The 18,242-nt window shown below is 56.0% G+C and carries 20 protein-coding genes and 1 tRNA gene; 14 read left to right on the forward strand and 7 right to left on the reverse strand.

Annotated features, from left to right (window positions below; genetic code table 11):
* Positions 1-5 precede the first annotated feature (5 nt).
* The 8 genes from ACEE09_RS03340 to ACEE09_RS03375 all read left to right on the forward strand — a co-directional run bounded on the left by ACEE09_RS03340 (position 6) and on the right by ACEE09_RS03375 (position 7,569).
* Positions 6-1,253: a S8 family peptidase gene (locus ACEE09_RS03340; RefSeq protein ID WP_449082060.1), complete on the forward strand. Its 1,248-nt coding sequence runs from the start codon at positions 6-8 to the stop codon at positions 1,251-1,253.
* A 190-nt stretch (positions 1,254-1,443) separates the two neighbouring features.
* Positions 1,444-2,829, forward strand: a complete 1,386-nt coding sequence (locus ACEE09_RS03345; RefSeq protein ID WP_449082061.1) for an NAD(P)/FAD-dependent oxidoreductase — start codon at positions 1,444-1,446, stop codon at positions 2,827-2,829.
* A 68-nt stretch (positions 2,830-2,897) separates the two neighbouring features.
* Positions 2,898-2,971 (forward strand) — tRNA-Leu (locus ACEE09_RS03350).
* A 238-nt stretch (positions 2,972-3,209) separates the two neighbouring features.
* Complete coding sequence (locus ACEE09_RS03355; protein WP_449082063.1) at positions 3,210-3,752, forward strand: DUF2975 domain-containing protein; 543 nt, start codon at positions 3,210-3,212, stop codon at positions 3,750-3,752.
* Positions 3,739-3,972 carry a helix-turn-helix domain-containing protein gene (locus tag ACEE09_RS03360; protein WP_449082065.1) on the forward strand — a complete coding sequence of 78 codons (234 nt, stop codon included), beginning with the start codon at positions 3,739-3,741 and terminating at the stop codon, positions 3,970-3,972. Before ACEE09_RS03355 ends, ACEE09_RS03360 begins: the two co-directional genes overlap by 14 nt.
* 210 nt (positions 3,973-4,182) lie before the next feature.
* The gene (locus ACEE09_RS03365) at positions 4,183-5,061 is read left to right on the forward strand and encodes an HAD hydrolase family protein (RefSeq protein WP_449082067.1); all 879 of its coding nucleotides are present in this window, start codon (positions 4,183-4,185) and stop codon (positions 5,059-5,061) included.
* A 114-nt stretch (positions 5,062-5,175) separates the two neighbouring features.
* On the forward strand, positions 5,176-6,078 hold the full coding sequence (locus tag ACEE09_RS03370) for a Bax inhibitor-1/YccA family protein (RefSeq protein ID WP_449082069.1): 903 nt from the start codon (positions 5,176-5,178) through the stop codon (positions 6,076-6,078).
* A gap of 237 nt (positions 6,079-6,315) precedes the next feature.
* The gene (locus tag ACEE09_RS03375) at positions 6,316-7,569 is read left to right on the forward strand and encodes an AI-2E family transporter (protein WP_449082071.1); all 1,254 of its coding nucleotides are present in this window, start codon (positions 6,316-6,318) and stop codon (positions 7,567-7,569) included.
* Positions 7,570-7,695: 126 nt separating this feature from the next.
* On the opposite strand, the gene greA is transcribed toward ACEE09_RS03375, so the two are convergent.
* Positions 7,696-8,196: a transcription elongation factor GreA gene (gene greA, locus ACEE09_RS03380; RefSeq protein WP_449082073.1), complete on the reverse strand. Its 501-nt coding sequence runs from the start codon at positions 8,194-8,196 to the stop codon at positions 7,696-7,698.
* Positions 8,197-8,352: 156 nt separating this feature from the next.
* Positions 8,353-8,778 carry a DUF4307 domain-containing protein gene (locus tag ACEE09_RS03385; protein ID WP_449082075.1) on the reverse strand — a complete coding sequence of 142 codons (426 nt, stop codon included), beginning with the start codon at positions 8,776-8,778 and terminating at the stop codon, positions 8,353-8,355.
* 149 nt (positions 8,779-8,927) lie between these two features.
* On the opposite strand from ACEE09_RS03385, the gene mca reads away from it, so the two are divergent.
* Positions 8,928-9,887 (forward strand): mycothiol conjugate amidase Mca, encoded by a 960-nt coding sequence (gene mca, locus ACEE09_RS03390; RefSeq protein WP_449082076.1) that lies wholly within the window; start codon positions 8,928-8,930, stop codon positions 9,885-9,887.
* An 84-nt stretch (positions 9,888-9,971) separates the two neighbouring features.
* Positions 9,972-10,313: a hypothetical protein gene (locus ACEE09_RS03395; protein ID WP_449082078.1), complete on the forward strand. Its 342-nt coding sequence runs from the start codon at positions 9,972-9,974 to the stop codon at positions 10,311-10,313.
* A 117-nt stretch (positions 10,314-10,430) separates the two neighbouring features.
* On the opposite strand, the gene trhA is transcribed toward ACEE09_RS03395, so the two are convergent.
* Positions 10,431-11,171 carry a PAQR family membrane homeostasis protein TrhA gene (gene trhA / locus ACEE09_RS03400; protein WP_449082080.1) on the reverse strand — a complete coding sequence of 247 codons (741 nt, stop codon included), beginning with the start codon at positions 11,169-11,171 and terminating at the stop codon, positions 10,431-10,433.
* 193 nt (positions 11,172-11,364) lie between these two features.
* Here trhA and ACEE09_RS03405 point away from each other — a divergent pair, with 193 nt between their 5' ends.
* From ACEE09_RS03405 to ACEE09_RS03415, 3 genes are all read left to right on the forward strand, one after another.
* A complete protein-coding gene (locus ACEE09_RS03405) occupies positions 11,365-12,126 on the forward strand; it encodes an isoprenyl transferase (RefSeq protein WP_449082081.1) in 762 nt (253 codons plus the stop codon).
* A 53-nt stretch (positions 12,127-12,179) separates the two neighbouring features.
* Complete coding sequence (locus tag ACEE09_RS03410; protein WP_449082083.1) at positions 12,180-12,683, forward strand: prepilin peptidase; 504 nt, start codon at positions 12,180-12,182, stop codon at positions 12,681-12,683.
* A 104-nt stretch (positions 12,684-12,787) separates the two neighbouring features.
* Positions 12,788-13,270 (forward strand): NUDIX hydrolase, encoded by a 483-nt coding sequence (locus ACEE09_RS03415; protein WP_449082084.1) that lies wholly within the window; start codon positions 12,788-12,790, stop codon positions 13,268-13,270.
* On the opposite strand, the gene ACEE09_RS03420 is transcribed toward ACEE09_RS03415, so the two are convergent.
* The 4 genes from ACEE09_RS03420 to ACEE09_RS03435 all read right to left on the reverse strand — a co-directional run bounded on the left by ACEE09_RS03420 (position 13,271) and on the right by ACEE09_RS03435 (position 16,906).
* Entirely contained in the window at positions 13,271-13,777 is a 507-nt protein-coding gene (locus ACEE09_RS03420; protein ID WP_449082086.1) for a MarR family winged helix-turn-helix transcriptional regulator, read from the reverse strand.
* A 205-nt stretch (positions 13,778-13,982) separates the two neighbouring features.
* Complete coding sequence (locus tag ACEE09_RS03425) at positions 13,983-15,389, reverse strand: class II fumarate hydratase (RefSeq protein ID WP_449082088.1); 1,407 nt, start codon at positions 15,387-15,389, stop codon at positions 13,983-13,985.
* Between the two features lie 90 nt (positions 15,390-15,479).
* Positions 15,480-16,103 carry a carbonic anhydrase gene (locus tag ACEE09_RS03430; protein ID WP_449082090.1) on the reverse strand — a complete coding sequence of 208 codons (624 nt, stop codon included), beginning with the start codon at positions 16,101-16,103 and terminating at the stop codon, positions 15,480-15,482.
* A 107-nt stretch (positions 16,104-16,210) separates the two neighbouring features.
* Positions 16,211-16,906: a DUF4245 domain-containing protein gene (locus ACEE09_RS03435; protein ID WP_449082091.1), complete on the reverse strand. Its 696-nt coding sequence runs from the start codon at positions 16,904-16,906 to the stop codon at positions 16,211-16,213.
* Between the two features lie 200 nt (positions 16,907-17,106).
* Between ACEE09_RS03435 and glpX the strand changes: the two genes are divergently transcribed.
* Positions 17,107-18,102 carry a class II fructose-bisphosphatase gene (glpX, locus tag ACEE09_RS03440; protein WP_449082093.1) on the forward strand — a complete coding sequence of 332 codons (996 nt, stop codon included), beginning with the start codon at positions 17,107-17,109 and terminating at the stop codon, positions 18,100-18,102.
* Positions 18,103-18,242: the final 140 nt, after the last annotated feature.

Here is an 18,242-nt window from a genome sequence, read left to right on the forward strand (position 1 = left end):
GCGCCTTGGCCTCTATACCTACCATCGCCACCCCCAAGGGGGATTCTATCCGTGCCCGCCAGTACTGGCTCACCCAGTACGGCTTCACCGATATTTGGAAGGAAACCACCGGTAAGGGCGTCACTATTGCTGTGATTGATACCGGTGTGGACGGAACCCACCAAGACCTTAGCGGTAACGTCATCGAGGGCTATGATGCCTCAACTGGAAGCACCACCACTAAGGGCTGGAAGGGCCTGGGCGTGGAGCCTGAGCACGGCACCCTGGTTGCTTCTGTTATTGCCGGGCACGGCCACAAGGACGGCACCACCCCCGCTAACTCTGGTGAACCTGGTGCGTCAGCGGGAATGATAGGTGTGGCCCCTGAGGCCACCATCTTGCCGATTTCCTTAGAGCTTGGCACCACTAGCGCCACCACCCGCTCGATTGATGAGCAGATTCCAGACGCGGTGCGCTACGCGGTAGACCACGGGGCTGACATTATCAACCTTTCTGTGGGCTCCGATAAGACGAGCTGGCCTGAATCCTGGGATTCAGCTTTTGCCTATGCGGAAGAAAAAGGGGTCATCATTATCGCCTCTGCCGGTAACCGTGGGGCAGGGCTCACCCAGGTTGGTGCCCCGGCCACCATGCCCGGTGTGTTGAGTGTCGGTGGGGTTGATAAGAATAGGCAGGACTCCTGGTCCTCTTCATCGCAGGGTATCTCTATCGCCGTCTCAGCTTCTAGCGAATCTATGATTGGTGCTATCCCCAACAACAAATACGCCACCTGGTCCGGCACCTCAGCAGCAGCCCCTATCGTGGCCGGGCTAGCTGCCCTGATCATGGAAAAATACCCTGACCTGACCGGCAACCAGGTGATCCAGCGCATCATCGAATCTAGTGACGATACAGGGGAGGACGGCCGTGATGCCCTCTACGGCTACGGCATCATTAACCCCAAAGCTGCCCTGGCCAGCTCGACCCCCGATGATACTGCCAGCAACCCCTTAGGTTCTATGAGCGACTGGATGAATGTCCACCGCAAAAACACCGTCTCAGCTGCACCCAGTGCTAGCGCCAGCCTGGCCCCTCTTCACCAGGCCGGTGAGACTATCACAGAGGCAGCCGCACCTGTGCCTGTGCGCCCTGTTGAAGATTCCGGTATCTTGCCTTTCATTGTGCTTGCAGCTTTTGCCCTGTGGGTCGGTATTATTACCTTTGGCTCTATTCATCAGCTCACTAATATCATCAAACGGAGCCGTCGTCGCTAGCCCGCTGGCAGCTCATCTGATTTTCATCAAATCTTCACCTGGCCCTGAAAGACTAGACACCCACTGGATGAAAAACGCTCATAGCAAATACCCCACCCAAAACTATGCTTAAGCCTCTCAAAAATGGCATGATAAGCATGGAGACTATTTGCCGGGGCACCGGCATTACACCAAGAGGAAGTTAACTCGCATGGCATTTAATAAAATCGCACAGGACCGTCCTCGCGTCCTCATCGTTGGTGGCGGCTACGTCGGCTTCACCGTTGCAAAGAAAATCCAGAAGGTCATCAAGGAGTCTGGCGGCGTCGTCACCGTTGTCGACCCCAACCCCTACATGACCTACCAGCCCTTCCTCCCCGAGGTAGCAGCAGGCTCCATGGAAGGCCGCAACGCCACCGTACCCCTGCGCCAGCACCTGCGTGACTCAGAAATCATCGGAGGCAACGTTGTAGCCATCGACCACGCAACTAAGACTGCAACCATTGAGCCCATCAATTCCGGTGAGCCTTTCGAGCTGACCTACGACGAAATCGTCCTGGGTGCAGGTGCTGTTACCCGTGCCTTCCCCATCCCCGGCCTGGCTGAGGTCGCTATCGGCATGAAGACCGTTGAAGAAGCAGTCTCCGTGCGTAACTGGGTACTTGAGCGTATCGAAACTGCCTCCCTGACCACCGATGAAAATGAGCGCCGCCGCGCCCTCACCTTCGTCATCGTCGGTGGCGGTTTCGCAGGTGTTGAGACCATCTCTGAGCTAGAAGACATGGCCCGTGAAGCCGTTAACCGCAACGAGCGCCTGCGCGTCTCAGACCTGCGTTTTGTCATGGTCGAGGCAGCACCGCGCATCATGCCTGAGGTCCCTGCAGAGCGTGCCGAGAAGGTTGTCGCTGAGCTGCGTGCCCGCGGCATCGAGGTTCTGCTGAACACTTCACTTTCAGACGCTACCGATGGTCACCTGAAGCTCATCAACATGGGCGATAAGTCACCTGCCGGTGAGGTCGATACTGACACCCTCATCTGGACTGCCGGTGTTGCAGCGTCCCCCATGCTCAAAGAAACTGACTTCCCCATCGATGAGCGCGGCCGCGTGCGCGTACAGGCAGATTTGCGTGTTGCTGGCGATGAAGGCATCATCGAGGACGCCTGGGCAGCAGGCGACAACGCAGCTGTACCTGACCTGTCCGGTGGCGGCGTGGGTGGCTTCTGTGTACCCAACGCCCAGCACGCGTCCCGTCAGGCCCTCAAGCTGGCAGAAAACCTGCTGGCCAAGCGCCGCGGTGAAGCCCTGACCGACTACTACCACGAGACTATCGGTGTTGTTGCCGGTCTGGGCCTGTGGAAGGGTGTAGCTAACTTCAAGGGTAAGACCATCGGCGGCCCCCTGGCCTGGATTATGCACCGCGGCTACCACGGTACTGCTATCCCCACCACTGAGCGTACCGCTCGTGTGATGGCTACCTGGGCTCTGAACCAGATTTTTGGTCGCGATACTTCTTCAATTCGTCACCAGAGCTCACCTCGCCGTGCCTTCCAGGAAGCCACCGGCACCGCACCGGAGAAGGCAAAGGCAAAGTTCTAAGAACTTTTCTGGTATAAATATATAAGCGATTGCGCTCACCGGGCCTGTCTTGGTGAGCGCACGCTGACGGCCCCATAGCCCAATTGGCAGAGGCAGAAGACTTAAAATCTTTGTGTTCCGGGTTCGAGTCCCGGTGGGGCTACAAAAAAGAGAGTACGCCATAATGCGCGAAGCGCAGGCGTACTCTCTCTTTTTTTGTTGCCTGGGTGAACTGGGTGTCCCTGACTAATTCTGTTGAGGCTGAAGGCTTGCACGGCATGTCGATAAACGATAACATCGATAAACGATAACATCGATAAACGATAGTATTGAAAAACGATATGTAAATGGTTGAGAGAGTTCATGCGAACAATCATCAATTAGTCAGAAAGGAAGTGACTGTGTCTACAAGTCCCCTTAGAAAGAAAAGCTTCTGGTCGTTTGACGTTACTGCATTGGCTATGTTGTGCACCCTATTTCTTGTTACTTACGTACTGAATGTATTTGTCGATCAGAAATTTCATACTTTCCTGAGCCCGGCAGTTGAAGGTGGTGTCAGTTTTGACCTTGCAACTGGGGGTCCCTTTGCATACTTAATGACAGGTTTTGTGCTCAAGTCGGCGAGCCTGCTAGTTGCCATTTGGGGGATGTGGTCCATGCTGAATCGCATTAAGAATGGTCAGATGTACACCGAAGAGACATCACAAGGTGCGGTTGTCGTTGCCTATGCGGTACTCGGCTGGCTGGTTGGCAGTGGCATTGAAGGCATGGGTAATAATTTCCTTGCGCACCGTCTTGGCCTAAACGACCAGTGGAGCGGTGGTCTACTCACCAATACTTCAGTCATGGTTCTTGTGTTCCTGTTGCTTGCAATGCTGTACGTCCTGCAGGGGTCGATTCGTCAGGCAATTGAGCTTCGGGAAGAGGTTGATGACCTTGTCTGAACCGGTTGAACAGAGCGGCAAATACATCCACTGTAATTTGGGTGTTTTACTTGATCAGCGTTCTATGACATTGCTTGAGCTGTCAGACCGAGTAGGGGTGACAGTTGCTAATCTTTCTAAACTCAAAAACAATCGTGCGAAAGCTATACGGTTTAGTACGCTCCTTGCTATTTGTGATGTTCTAGAATGCTCGCCGGGTGACCTGTTGAGTATTGAATAGGGAACGCCAGCGACTGTCACCCATCCCCCAGAATGGGGGGCTCTGGCTCACAAGTAAGATATTGTTTTGTTCACCCTATTCTTTTTCTCTTGACCCCGAGATAATCTATAGGGTCAAGAGAGAATGAGTAGGGTGAAGTTCTAGATAGGGGATAAGGACGCCACCGGCCGAGTAACGGTAGCCCCTTGGGCGTTCGATAGAGTAGAGGCTATGAAAACACCTCACCTCTACGCTGTAGATCTCGATGGAACCCTGCTCACGGACCACAAAACCTATCATCATGAGCAGCTTGACCGCGTCCTGACCCTACTTGCTGAACAGGGCTCCTATCTGGCTGTGGCAACCGGCAACCAGCTACCCAAAATTGAGCAGTACCTGGCCGGGCACGAGCACCATGCTAACCTCTACTACATCGCAGAAAACGGTGCCATCATTCATAACCAGGGCACAGATTTGGCCCTGTGGGGGTTTGAGCCTGAACTGGTCAAGCAGACCCTCACCGTCCTGGAAGATTTTCCGTCCCTGGGCATTATTCTGTCTTCTCGCCACTATTCCTATGTGCCAACTGACCGGCTGGAGCTCCTAGCTGGGCGAGTGTATGAGCAGGTTACTAAGGCTGGGATTGACCTGCCCGGACTGGATCTGGCAGACCCTATCACCGCCGTCCGCCCTTTCTACCCCAATGTGGAGACTATCGAGGACCCCACCACTGTCACGGAAACCATCGTTAAGATTGCCCTGAATGCTGACCCTGCTGAAGGTATCTATCAGACAATTGATAAACTTCATGCGGTTCTTCCTGCTGGGGTGGCGGCAACCTCCAGCGGTTTCGGGGCTATCGACCTGATTATCGAGGGCAACCATAAGGGGCACGGGCTGGCCTGGCTCACTGAGCACCTGGGGCTAGAAGCTGAACAGACTACCGCCTTTGGCGATTCAGGCAATGACCTTGAAATGTTCCACTATGCTGGGCGTGCTATCGCCATGGAACGCTCTGACCCGGCCCTGGCCCCGGTCACTGACCTGACTATTGGTTCGAATAATGATGGTGCCGTCCTTGATTTTCTAGAAGCTGAGCTGACCGCCTAGTTTCTGCCTGCTCACGCCCTGAGAAAACAGGGAAGAAAAGCTGGCCAAGATTCGGTAGGGTAGAAGACGCAGCTTTATACCACGACTACTTATTATCACTAGGAGACAACAGCCGTGGCAGGTAACCCCCTTATTAACAACATGACTAAGTCCGCTAGCGACCCCCGCTTTGGGCGGTTTGGCGCTGGTGGCACCACTACCGCCAGCCCCTACGGTCAGCAGACACAGAACCCTTACGGAACCTACCAGCAGGGGAGCTACACCCAGCAGGCTCCCTACGGTTACGATAACCAGCAGGTTTCAGCTGATCAGCTCAACGAGATGTACAACGCCGGTACCGCTGGCCCGGTTGATACGAACCGTATCACCATCAACGACATCATCATGAAGACCGGCCTGAACCTGGGCCTGGTGGTCCTTGGTGCTGCTCTTTCCTGGTACATGCCTATTCTGGTCTTCCTTGGTTTCGTTGGCGGTCTAGCACTTGGTTTCGTCAATGCCCTGAAGAAGCAGGTTTCACCGGGCCTGGTTATGACCTACTCGGTGATGCAAGGTCTACTGGTTGGCGGTATTTCCTACATCTTTGAGATCTCCTACCCCGGTATTGTGCTTCAGGCCGTTGTAGCAACCGCCATCGTTTTCACTACCATCTTGGCGCTCTACCGCTCTGGGAAGGTCCGTGCAACTCCCAAGCTAACTCGCTTCTTCCTGGTTGCTACGATTTCCTACGCCGTCTTCTGCCTAGTTAACCTGGGGGCCGCATTCTTCTTTGACTTCAACGCTCGCGGCGTAGAAATCATGGGTATTCCCCTGGGCCTTATCATTGGTCTCTTCGCTGTCCTACTGGCTACCTACTCCCTGCTCTTGGACTTCACTCACGCTAGTGAAGCCATCAAGGCAGGTATGCCTGAGCGCGAATCATGGCGTATTGCCTTCGGCCTGGTTGTATCGCTGATCTGGCTCTACGTTGAGATCCTGCGTATTCTCTACTACGTGCGCTCTCTGGCGAACGACTAAAGATTGCTTTCTTTAGCATCAAGCTAGAGGCCTACTAGGTGCCCGGGGCAGAAGTATTTGTACTTTTGCCCCGGCTTTTTGTCTGTGTAGGTGCCGCGGTGAAGGTAGCTGATAAAGAAGGGGGCGGACGCATCACCGGGCTGGGTGAGGCACATTTGCTCATTCTTGTGCCCGGGATACGGACTCTTGAGGGGCAGATAGTGAGGAATAGTAAGGAAACGTGGGAAGATATAAAGCATGAATGCTACTATTCCTGAAACCCCTGCGCGGCAGACCGCATCTGACCGCCAGGTGCCCTTCGCCCTACAGACTGCAGCGGCCTGGTCCTGGCGTCTGCTGATTGTTGGTATTGCGGTAGCCGGCCTCTACTGGATGCTGTCTAAGATTTCTCTCATCGTTATTTCGGTGATGATTGCAGCTCTCTTAGCTGGCCTAATGTCTCCGGTTGTTTACTTCCTGCGCCGTAACCGCATCCACGCTGGTATTGCCACTGCCATTACCGAAATAGGTCTGATTGCAGCGGTCGTGGGCTTGCTAGCCCTGGTGGGCCAACAGCTAGCTGTTGGCTTCTCCTCCCTATCTGGCCAGGTCGTTGAAGGCTGGAACCAGATTGTTGCCATGCTCAACAACCTGCCCATTGACCTGGGGGCAGACAAGATTGACCAGTACATTAGCCAACTGGCCACCACCTTGCAGGATAATTCATCAAGCATCCTCAACGGCGTCGCCAGCGTCGGGTCTACCGCCGCTGATATCGGCACCGGCCTAGTGATCGTGCTCTTCACCCTGATTTTCTTCCTCATGGAAGGTGAGCGAATCTGGCTTTTCATCGTTAAGCTCTTCCCTCGCAAAGCCCGCCGTGCTGTGAATGGTGCTGGCCGCCGCGGCTGGAAGTCCCTGGTTTCTTACGTACGCGTACAGGTTTTTGTGGCAGCAGTAGATGCTGTAGGTATCGGCCTGTCCGCTTTCTTCTTGGGTGTTCCTCTGGCCTTTCCTCTCGGTGTGTTGGTCTTCTTAGGTTCCTTTATCCCTGTGGTGGGTGCCCTACTTACTGGTGCTATCGCCGTCCTTTTGGCCCTGGTCGCTAACGGCCTGATCAATGCGCTAATCATGCTGGCTATGGTTCTGGTTGTGCAGCAGATTGAATCTCATATTCTTCAGCCCCTGGTGATGGGTAAGGCTGTTGCCTTGTACCCGCTGGCTGTGGTCATTGTCGTGGTTGCAGGCTCGATGCTCTATGGCATCCCTGGCGCCCTTTTTGCTGTGCCGGTCATGGCGGTAGCTAACACCGTGATCAGGTATCTGGCAGGGCGTGAATGGGAGCGGGACTCAGATATCCGCGAAGAAGCCTTCCTCTACCCGCATGAGGAACGCCGACGTGAGAAAAAAGCTATTGCAGAGAAGGTCAAAGAACGTCTAGAGAGCATCAAGAAAGCCGACGAAGCAGAGGAAGACACCCTCGAAGCTACCACCCATGGCGCCAAGAAGTAAAACATCGCCTCAGGCCTACCTCTTGCATTAGTTACTATGGTGAATAGGCAAACTGAAGCCCGGACGTCCGCCCCTCACAGAAGGGGAAGGACGCCCGGGCTTCAGCTATTCTGCCTGCGGCTGGTTCTAGCCTTGGAAGGGCTTAGCGGAGATAATCTTCACCGGAATCTGCTTGCCGTTAGGGGCCTCGTAGGAGAGCTCATCGCCTACCTTGTGGCCGTTGATAGCAGCGCCCATGGGGGACTTCTCGGAGAAGACCTTCAGGTCGGTGCCGCCGATCAGGGTGTCAGCTACTTCGCGGGAACCGAGCAGGAAGGTCATGCTCTTACCTGCGATATCTGCCTCAATGACCATACCCGGCTCAACAACACCGTCATCGGCTGCGGGCTTGTCTGAGACCTGGGCGGTCTCTAACAGGTGCTGGAGCTGCTTGATACGACCCTCATTCTTGCCCTGCTCTTCACGTGCGGCGTGGTAGCCGCCGTTTTCCTTGAGGTCGCCTTCATCGCGGGCTGCTGAGATACGGTCGATGATTTCCTGGCGGTAGGGCCCGGAGAGGTGTTCAAGCTCAGCCTGGAGTTTGTCGTAGGCTTCCTGGGTGAGCCATGCGCCTTCGTTTTCTGCCATGTGTTTACTCCTTGTCAGCACGGCGCCGTAACCGGTGGGGCTGGGCCCGTGAGTGTGGACGGGGCAAAGAAGGCCCCGTATCAAACGTCAGTCGTGAGCCTAGTCTACCTATAGGCGCGGTAAGCTCCCTAACTTTACACCCGTAGAGAAAGGACGCTAGTTCACCTTCCAGCAGCTATCGACGGTCACTGTGGTGGCTTCACCTAGCACCCGCAGCTGGGCGGTCTGCACAGAGATACCGTTCCCCTTCTCATCGGTGTAGGGGCCGATGGCGACTTCTTTCCAGCCGACCGGGGCACCTGCGGTATTGAGTGCCTTAACAGCACAGACCGCGGTATCGTGGGCACCTTTGCTGACTTCAAAGGTCACTGAGACTTCATCGGCGCTGGTCAAGGTAAAACCAACATCCCGGCCTGTGGGCTGCTCACTGGAGCCTGCCTGTACCCAGAAGATGAAGGCCCCGCCTGCAAGTACCGCTACTAGGGCCAGGGCGTACCAGAACCACTGGGGTAGGGCCGGGCTCTGGCGGGCAGTGCCGTAACGGGCAGTGCCATAACGGGCAGAGAGGTCAGGGGCGGTCATTGAGCCCACACCTTTCATACGGTGTAACAGAAAAAATGGGTCCACCACAATCACAGGTAGAATTGACCAGTGTCTTTGAATGTAGGCCCTTCCTCATTTACGATACCCCAAACATTACTCGAGCCACCTTCGTACCAATGGAGTTTTGCATGAGCAGCACTGAACCAGCGGCAGATAGCTTTAACCCCTCCCTGCTAGCCCCATTGAAAGATGACTACACGGGCCTGCGAATCTTAGCTGTTCATGCCCACCCCGATGATGAATCCTCTAAGGGGGCTGCTACGATGGCCGCCTATGTGGCGCGTGGGGCCCGCGTCATGGTGGCATCTATGACCGGTGGGGAGCGCGGCGACATCCTTAACGAGGCCCTGAACAATGACGCCTGGGCCCACCGCGACCTAGCAGGCGTGCGCCGTGCAGAAATGAAACAAGCCGCCGAAATCCTTGGGATTGAGCACCGCTGGATTGGTTTTATGGACTCAGGCCTCCCTGAGGGCGACCCCCTACCCCCACTACCCTACGGCTCTTTTGCAACCCTACCCTTAGAACAGGCTGCCGCCCCGCTGGTGCGCCTGGTACGCGACTTCAAACCCCATATCATCCTTACCTACGACGAAATCGGCGGCTACCCCCACCCCGATCACATCATGACCCACCGGGTCTCCATGGAAGCCTTCAACAAGGCCGGGGACGCAGATGCCTACCCCGGCACCGGTGAACCCTGGGACGTCTCAAAAATCTACTATGACCGCGCCTTCAACCTTGACCGAGTCATGGCCTTCCACAGCTACTTTGAGGGCGCTGGCCTAGAATCTCCCTTCGCCCAGTTAATTGCCATGTCCATGGAAGATGACCTTGAAGGCCGCCGCCCCCCGGTCTCCCGCCACCAGACCACCACCCGCATCTCCTCCACTGACTACTTAGAAAAACGAGACCAGGCCCTGCTCTCTCACCGCTCCCAGGTAGCGCCTGACTCAATTTTTTTCGCTGTCTCATCTGATCTGCAGCGTAAAATCTGGCCCTTTGAGGACTATGTACTGGCCCGTAGCCGTGTGAAGAGCGACCTGCCCGAAACCTGCTTCTCAACAGGCATCGACTACAACTCCTAGACAAGGAAGTCATAACACCACCGCGTACAATGGGGGTGAAAGGCCTACACCGCCCTGCACCTAAGACCAGAGGAAACCGTCACCGTGCCAGCCCTGACCCCACCCGCACTTACACTCCTTGCAGCCGAAGCAACCCCCACCGTCATGACAACGCTCAACCCCGACGGCTCCTTCCGCGGCTCACCGGGTATCGTGGGCTTCATCGTCACCTTCTGCCTGGCGATTGCTATCGTGCTGCTGGGTCTTGATTTGACCCGTCGCGCTCGCCGTCTGCGCTACCGCAGCGAATACGCTATCGCACGAGAAGCTGAGGAACGTGCAGCCGCTGAAGCCACCGCCCAGGGTGAGGGCGGTGAGCAGTCGGCTCATGCCACGGTGCGCGATCAGGCCCTGGTTGCCCAAGATCATCTGCGCCGCCCTCATTAGTTGCTTGAGGGGTTAGGAACTTAGGATGCCGCACCTGGCTGGGTGCGGCGTCCTGTTTTTTGGTGTGGCGTCCTGTGTTTGGCTGCTGTGGGGGTGCTTTTGGGTAAGAGCGGCTACCTAGGCAAAGATACAGAATATAACGGCTATATAGTGCTGAATAAAGCCGATCACCGTGAAGATATGGAAGAGCTCATGGAAGCCGAAGACGGTGGGTGCCATGGCGGGGCGTTTGGTGCCGTAGAAGATAGCACCAATAATGTAGCTGGCCCCGCCGGTGGCAATGAGGACGGTGGCTGTGGGGGAGACCTGCCAGAAGTCGCCCAGGTAGAAGAGAGCCATCAGGCCCATCACGATGTAGATGGGGGTGTAGAGCCAGCGGGGTGCGGCGGTCCAAAAGATTCTAAAGAGGGTGACAGACAGGGCACAGGCCCATATGCTCCAGAGCAGAATCTTCTGCTGGGTGCCTTGCAACAGGGTCAGAGCCACCGGGGTATAGGTGCCTGCAATGAGCAAGGTGATATTGGTGTGATCCAGGCGTTTGAGGAACATACGGGTTTTAGCGGGCCAAAACCCGCGGTGGTAGATACCAGAGACACCGAACAGTAGGACGCCGGTGAGAGCAAAAATAGCGCAGCCGATACCTACCACCCCGCCGCCGGAGAGGAGGATGAGCACAATGCCAGCAATGAAAGCGAAGGGGGCGAACCCGGCATGAATCCAGCCGCGTAGCAGGGGCTTACCGTTCTGCCGGTAGAATTCGATGATTTCGCTTTGCGCATCGGTGAGCCGGTTGAGCACGCCCTGGTGAGGGGCGCCTGAGGAGCCGGTGGTGTGGGAGCGGTGAACATGTGAAGCCATATTTTTAGTATGGCAGGTGGAAAGAAGCGAGGTCTAGGGGAATATGTAGCTGACCTTGTGGCGGGAGAAGCTGGGGAGGGGCGTCCACCTATCTGATGGGTAGGGGAGTTAGGCCCTGCCCTGCCCTGGCCTGCCTTGCAGGTAGAATGGGCAGGGTAAAGATAACCTGCCACCCTAAAACCAGGAGCAGCATATGAAGCTACCGCAGCCACTGTATACGGTGTATGAGCGGTCCCTGATTTCTGCGATTCCAGCGGAGAAACTACCCCAGCATATTGGTGTGCTGGTCGATGGTAACCGCCGCTGGGCTGCCCTGCTGGGTGAGAGCACTAAGCACGGGCATGAGGCTGGTGCTGCCCGTATTATCGAGTTTTTGGGTTGGTGCACTGAGCTAAAGATTCCGATGGTGACTCTTTACATGCTTTCCACCGAGAACCTGAAGCGAAGCAGTGATGAGCTCAATGACCTGGTTGAGGTCATTGAGGATTTTGTGGGGCGGCTGGCAGCTAGCGGCCTGGGGCGGGTACGCCCGGTGGGGCAGCTTGAGTCTTTGCCTGCCAGCTTGCGTTCTGCTTTTGAGAGAGCTGTTGAAGAAACGGCGGCGGTTAGTGGTTTGCAGGTGAACATTGCGGTTGGCTACGGGGGCCGGCAGGAGATTACGGACGCTGTGCGCGGCCTGCTGCGCGAGGCGGCAGGTTCTGGTCGTAGTTTAGAGGAGCTGGCGGCTAGCCTGACCAGTGACGATATTTCTCGCCACCTGTATACCAGTGGCATGCCTGACCCTGATCTTTTGATTCGTACCTCCGGGGAGCAGCGTCTTTCTGGTTTTATGACCTGGCAGTCAGCCTATTCTGAGTTCTATTTTTGTGAGGCCTTGTGGCCTGATTTCCGCAGGGTTGATTTTTTGCGGGCCTTGCGTGATTATGCTCAGCGGCAGCGCCGGTTTGGCTCCTAGCAGGGGCTACGGTGGCTATGCTTCACTTGATATATAGTCTGGCTGTAGAAGGTTTGGGCGGACACTGGCAGGCAGGTGTAGCTGCTCTTCTTCTGGCCTGGGTCTTGGCCTGCTACTTGGTGGCTGCAGCTCGCTTGTGGGTGATTGATGTGCGTGAGCACCGCCTGCCTGATCGGATTGTGCTTCCTCTCTATGTTCTGGTGGGTGTACCTCTTCTGGGGGCTATTGCGCTGGTCTCTTCAGACCCTCTTGCCCATGCCCGTCAGGTGGCTGTGGGTGGGGTGCTGATGTTTGGTTTCTATGGCCTGATGCGTCTGGCCTCCCGCGGGGCGCTGGGCCTGGGAGATGTGAAACTGGCTGGGGTGTTGGGTCTACTCTTGGGCTATTTTTCGCCCTTGAATCTCTTGTGGGGGAACTTGCTCATTTTTCTGGCTGGTGGCCTGTATTCTTTAGTGCTTATTTTGGCTCGCCGGGCTACAGGCAGCACCCATATAGCTTTTGGCCCTTTCATGCTTTTAGGTACTACTCTTGCCCTGCTCTTTCCCGTCACCGGCTAGACCCTCCACCGGCTAAACCCTCCACAGGTCAGACCCGCTACCACTTAGCTCTGCACAGGCTGGGGCAGGAGCCAGCCCCGGCTACCTGCCCAGGAAAGGATAATATGCCTACCCCACAATTCATTATCGATTTACGCAAAAAAATTGGTTCTGACATGCTCTGGCTCTCTGGCGCTACGGCTGTAATCCAGCGCGATAACGGCGATATTCTACTGGTGCGCCGTAGCGATACAGGGGCCTGGACACCGGTAACCGGCATCGTCGACCCCGGCGAGAACCCTGCCCTGACCTGCGTGCGTGAAGCTGAAGAAGAGGCGGGCGTGGTGATTGAGGTGGTAGGTTTTGCCCAGGTGAAAGCAGACCCTCCTATGACTTTTGGTAACGGGGACCGCTGCCAGTTTTTGGACCATACTTTCTACTGCCGCTATGTTTCGGGGCAGGCTCGGGTGAATGATGAAGAGTCGAGCCAGGTTCGCTGGGTGCCGGTGGGGCAACTACCGGATTATTGCAGTGAACGTATGCTCGATAGAATTGACGCCGCCCTGCACTGGCAGAGCGGCGCCCGGTTTGACCTAGAGGCCCGGTAGCTAGGCCTGGGCAGAGAGCTTGTGGAGAAGCTCAACGAGCATGGTGCGTTCTACAGGGGTTAGTTTTTTAGCCCACTGGGTTTCTAGCTGGTTTTGCTGGGTGAAGATGGTGCTGATGAAATCGGTTCCGTCTTGGGTGAGCTCAACGAGGGTGCCTCGACCGTCCTTTGGGTCCTTGGCCCGGGTGATAAAGCCCTTGGCTTCTAGGGGTTTACTGATGTTTGAGACGGCGGCTCTGGTCATGCCGGTGATGTTAGCTAGAGAGCTAGCTGAGGTAGCTCCGGAGTGCCAGAGGGCAAAGAGCACCCGGTAGGCGGCCCAGGAGCTACCTGCGGGGCGGTGCACTTTAGATTCGAAACCATGGGTCATAGCAACGGACACACGGTTGAGCGACATGGCAAGGAGGGTTGCTTCAACATCGATGGGTGTACTGGAATGTTTGGCGAGATGATCGCCAACCTGGTCAATAAAGGACCAGTAGGTGTGGTTACGGGGTGATGGTTCCATTCTTTAAGCCTACTCACTGTGCGGCTGTGGAAGAAAACAAGTCCCTGATAGAGAAACCACACCTAATGGCGGCTACCTTTAGGTCAGTTGGCGCCAGGGCACTAGCCCTGTGTTAGGTGGGCGGACTCTATCAGAGCCTGCCCACCTACGTCCGGACGCAACGCACCCGCACCTATATATTAGATAGAGATAAAACTAGGTAGGTTTAGAAATTACCCAGCATCTTGGTCACATCCAGCGCCTCATCAAGCTGAGCCTCCGTCACCTCACCGCGCTCAACATAACCTAAATCAATCACAGCCTCGCGCACAGTAGTCTTGTGAGCTACCGCGTACTTAGCAATCTTGGCAGCAGCCTCATACCCAATGAGCTTATTCATAGGGGTCACCGTCGAGGGGGAGGCCTCAGCCAAGAAACGGGCCCGCTCCACATTAGCCTCTAGACCGTCAATCATCTTATCTGCCATCACCCGCGAGGTATTAGCCAGCAGGCGGATAGACTGCAAAAGGTTAGCGGCCATCACCGGGATGCCCACATTCAGCTCAAAAGCACCATTGGTAGAAGACAGGGCGATAGTGGTGTCGTTACCAATCACCTGCGCGCAGACCATAATGGCCGCCTCACAAATCACAGGGTTGACCTTACCCGGCATGATAGAAGAACCAGGCTGCAAATCAGGGATATGCAACTCACCCAGGCCAGTGTTAGGGCCAGAACCCATCCACCGAATATCGTTATTAATCTTCATCAGCGAGTAAGCGATATTACGCAACTGCCCCGAAGCCTCCACCAAGCCATCACGGTTAGCCTGAGCCTCAAAATGGTTACGAGCCTCAGTCAGCGGCAGGCCAGTTTCTTCAGCCAACAACTCAATGACGCGGGCACTAAAACCATCAGGGGTGTTAATACCAGTACCAACAGCGGTACCACCTAGAGGAACCTCCGCCACCCGAGGCAAAGAAGCCTCGACACGCTCCACCCCGTACCGCACCTGGGCCGCATAACCAGAGAACTCCTGGCCCAAGGTCACAGGGGTAGCATCCATCAAGTGAGTACGGCCGGACTTCACAACGTCCTTAAACTCGCGGGCCTTACGCTCCAAAGACTCAGCCAGATACTCCAAAGCCGGTACAAGACTCTTAATAAGCGCCTCCGTGGCAGCAACATGCACCGAGGTGGGGAAAACATCGTTAGAGGACTGAGAAGCGTTCACATGGTCATTGGGGTGAACCTCAACATCCTCACCCTCCAAGGCATGATTAGCTAGGGTCGCCAGCACCTCATTAGTGTTCATGTTAGAAGAGGTGCCTGAACCAGTCTGAAAGACATCGATAGGGAAGTGCTCATCGTAGTCACCAGCGGCCACCTTATCAGCAGCATCGCGAATAGCAGCAGCACGGGTGGCATCAAGAACACCCAGCTCCTCATTGGCGCTCGCAGCGGCTTTTTTGATAAGAGCGAGAGCGCGAATGTGGGCAGACTCCAGTGTCTGGCCAGAGATGGGGAAGTTCTCAACGGCGCGCTGGGTCTGGGCGCGGTAGAGGGCATCTACGGGGACGCGAACCTCGCCCATAGTGTCATGTTCAATACGGTATTCAGTGTTTTCTGCCATACCAGCTAGTCTAATACGCCCCCGCTGGCTCTGGCAGCGGGGGCACAAAATAACACGATAGCCTCACCGCCCCCTGCAGGGGGCAGGGCCTTAGGCAGTAATCAGCGGCGAGGAAGAATAGACCAAATCAGCCTTACCGTCAGCCAGATGATAGAAGACACCAACGACAGCCAGGGAGCCGTCCTCAATACCTTCCCGGATAATCCCAGACTGCTCAGCAATACGAGCGGCAGTCTGACGGGTGTGCTCAACCACCATATCGTTGATAGTGGCGTCCTCAGGCAGGTCAGTAGAAATAACCGAAGGTAAGATACCCTCCACCAGGTTACGGATAAAACCGGTAGGCATATTGCCCGAAATCAGGGCCTGGTGAGTGGCCTTAATGGCGCCACAAGAGTCATGGCCCAGCACCATAATCAGCGGGGTCTTGAGCTCACCACCAGCGTATTCCAGGGAGCCGAGCACCGCATCATCAAGCACCTGCCCAGCAGTGCGCACCACAAAAGCATCTCCGAGGCCAAGATCAAAAATGATTTCAGCAGCCAGACGGGAGTCACCGCAACCAAAAATAGCGGCGAAAGGGTACTGGCCTGCGACAAGCTCGGCGCGGCGGGCAGCGTCCTGGTTAGGGTGGGAGCGGGTGCCCTCTACAAAGCGGGCGTTACCTTCCATCAGGCGTTCCCAAGCCTGGATGGGCGTTTCAATGGTAGTCATAGCTAGTTTCCTTTCGCGGTGACTTAGGTTTAAAGTAGCAACCTGCCCCACCAAAGACCCCTATAAGGCAAATTACACTTTGGAAGGAGAGGATGCTGGCAGGTGGCTTATTGAATCCCACTAGAAGGAGTAGGCGAAACGGTAGAAGACGGAGCATCCATATAGGCAACAGTCGTTTCAGCCAGAGACTGAAACTCCGCCGTCTCAGCCTGACCCTTAAGAATCACCGTGGTGCCAGCTACCTCACCAATATAGAAGCTAGTGACCTTCTTCTGATCATCAGCATCGGCCAGGGAACGAACCTCCCAGCTCACACCCCCTGCCTGGATAGTAGCCTCAGCGACAGCCTGCCCCACGGTCTGAGCAATCCAGGTGGGGTTAGTGTCCTGCGCCTGCACCAGTTCAATAAAGTGGTTTGAGGCAGTGACCTGACCGGTGGACCAATAGTTGATACCGTCAGCCTGCCCGGTAACCCAGCGGGCATAGTTATAGTGCCAGCCCTCCTGTTCAGCAGCCGCCACCGGGTAACCTGCCTGCTGGCTGGCCTCATAGGCAATCACAGGTAGGTCAACGCTGGGCCGGTAAGGGTTCTTATCGGGCTGCGGCATGAGCCAGAGAACCGGCAAAAGCAAGAAGACCAAGACAATCATCGAAATCACCATATTGCGGGCCGGCGTATTAATGCGGCGGGCCTGTTTTTCGGTAATCTGCGGAACCACCGGCTCAGCGGCGTCCAACTTCTGAGATTCAGAGGCGGACGCCGTCGGCAAGGTCTGCTTATGAGGGCTAGTTGATGAAGTCACGCTCTCTATTCTGGTCTATCTACAGCTAGGACGCGAACTACCACCACTTACCATAACCACCGGCACCCGTCATAGTGAGGGGTGCACGGTCATAAAACAGGCGCTCACCGATATTACCGGGTAGGCTAGAGGGCGGAGACCACGCGCCCTCAATAGGAGAGGAGCCGCTGGCACTGTAACAAGCTACTCGAAGGTGAGTCATGTCAAAGGTACACAACGAAGATCGTAACCTTGCGCTAGAACTAGTACGCGCAACCGAAGCAGCCGCAATCGCATCAGGCCCCCTAGTAGGCGCTGGCGATAAAAACAAGGCCGATGGCGCCGCCGTTGACGCCATGCGCGCCCGCCTCAAAACCGTACACTTCAATGGCACCGTAGTCATCGGTGAAGGCGAAAAGGACGAAGCCCCCATGCTCTTCAACGGCGAGCAGGTCGGCGATGGCACCGGCGCCAAGTTCGATGTGGCCGTTGACCCCATTGACGGCACCCGCCTCACCGCCCTGGGCATGGACAACGCCCTGTCCGTTATCGCTGTTGCCGAAGGCGGCACCATGTTCGACCCCTCAGCCGTTTTCTACATGGAAAAACTAGTCACCGGCCCCGAAGCAGCCGACATGGTCGACCTGCGCCTACCGGTCAAACAGAACCTGCACCTGGTAGCTAAGGCCAAAGGCACCAACATCAACCAGCTCACCGTCTGCGTACTTGACCGCCCCCGCCACGCCAAGCTCGTTGAAGAAATCCGCGCAACCGGCGCCCGTACCCGCATGATCCTAGACGGTGACGTTGCTGGTGCTATCGCCGCCTGCCGCGAAGGCACCGATGTGGATATCATGATGGGCACTGGTGGAACCCCGGAAGGTATTGTTGCAGCCTGCGCTATTAAGGCCACCGGCGGCATCATTCAGGGCCGTCTGGCTCCCACTGATGAGGCAGAACGCCAAAAGGCCCTGGACGCTGGCCATGACCTGGATGCTGTGCTGACTACCGATGACTTGGTCACTACCGATAACTGCTTCTTCGCTGCTACCGGTATCACTGACGGTAAGCTGCTGCGCGGTGTGCGCTACGGGCGTGACACTGTGACCACCCAGTCCCTGGTCATGCGCTCACAGTCTGGCACTGTGCGTCTGATTGAGGCTGAGCACCGTCTTTCCCGCTACTCGGCTATGATTGCTGGGACTATGAACCGTTAGAACTCTAGAGCAGATTTAGGTTCGGATACTAGAGATTGAGCAGGTCTTCCCGAAAACCGACTGGCTGGGGCTGGCATGAATTGGGCGAGCGCCCAGCGCGAGCCCAAGAAGGTTAGTCGGCGAAGGGAAGACCTGCTCAA

This window comes from Rothia sp. 88186D007BW (assembly GCF_053544215.1).